This window comes from Pseudochelatococcus sp. B33 (assembly GCF_053570585.1).
Genome location: NZ_JBSEFH010000079.1, coordinates 1 through 930, shown reverse-complemented (window position 1 = coordinate 930; position 930 = coordinate 1). Strand labels below are relative to the sequence as shown.

1 protein-coding gene is annotated in these 930 nt (G+C 65.9%); it reads left to right on the top strand.

What is annotated here, in order from left to right; genetic code table 11:
• Positions 1-16 precede the first annotated feature (16 nt).
• A partial coding sequence (locus ACUSIJ_RS29630) for a cyclase family protein (protein WP_449312002.1) occupies positions 17-930 on the top strand: 914 nt, incomplete at its 3' end.

Genomic DNA, 930 nt, shown 5'->3' with positions numbered 1-930 from the left:
GTATCGGGAGGAAAGCATGAACATCAAAGTCGACGCGAATGCCATCCGGCAGGCTTCTCAGGAATTGTCGAACTGGGGACGGTGGGGCAAGGACGATCACATCGGCACCCTCAACCATGTCGAGCCGCATCACATCGTGGCGGCGGCCGGGCTCATCAAGACCGGGCGCGTTTTCGCCCTCGGCATTCCGCTCGACGCGAAAGGCCCCCAGAACGGGCTGTTCGGCGGCCGCTTCAACCCCATTCACCAGATGCTCGCCACCGGCACCGACGCGGTGGCCGGCCAGCAGGACTGGAACAAGATCCGCTACGCCGACGATACGCTCAACCTGTGCGTTCAGGGCGCGACGCACTGGGACGCGCTCGGCCACGTCTTCTACGAGGACAAGGCCTACAACGGCCATGACGCCCGGCTGATCGACTCGCGCGGCCTTTCGGTTCTCGGCATCGAGCATTCGAAGAACCGCATGGCCGGGCGCGGCGTGCTGCTCGACATCGCCCGCTTCCGGGGCGTGGACTGGCTCCAGGACGGCGAGGGAATTTCCAACGACGAGCTCGACGCCTGCGCGGCGCAGCAGGGGGTGGAGATCGGCAAGGGCGATTTCGTCATCATCCGCACCGGCCAGATGGAGCGCTGCCTTGTCGAGGGCGAATGGGGCGGCTACGCGGGCGGCGACGCGCCGGGCGTGAAGTTCGAGAACTGCTACTGGAGCCACCAGAAGGAGATCGCGGCGATCTGCTCGGACACGTGGGGCGTGGAGGTGCGGCCGAACGAGACGACGGACGTCAACCAGCCCTGGCACTGGGTGGTGATCCCGGCGATCGGGCTTTGCATGGGGGAGATCTTCTACGTGAAGGAGCTGGCGGAGGACTGCGCCCGGGACGGCGTCTACGAGTTCTTCTTCTGCGGCCCGCCGCTGATCATCACCGG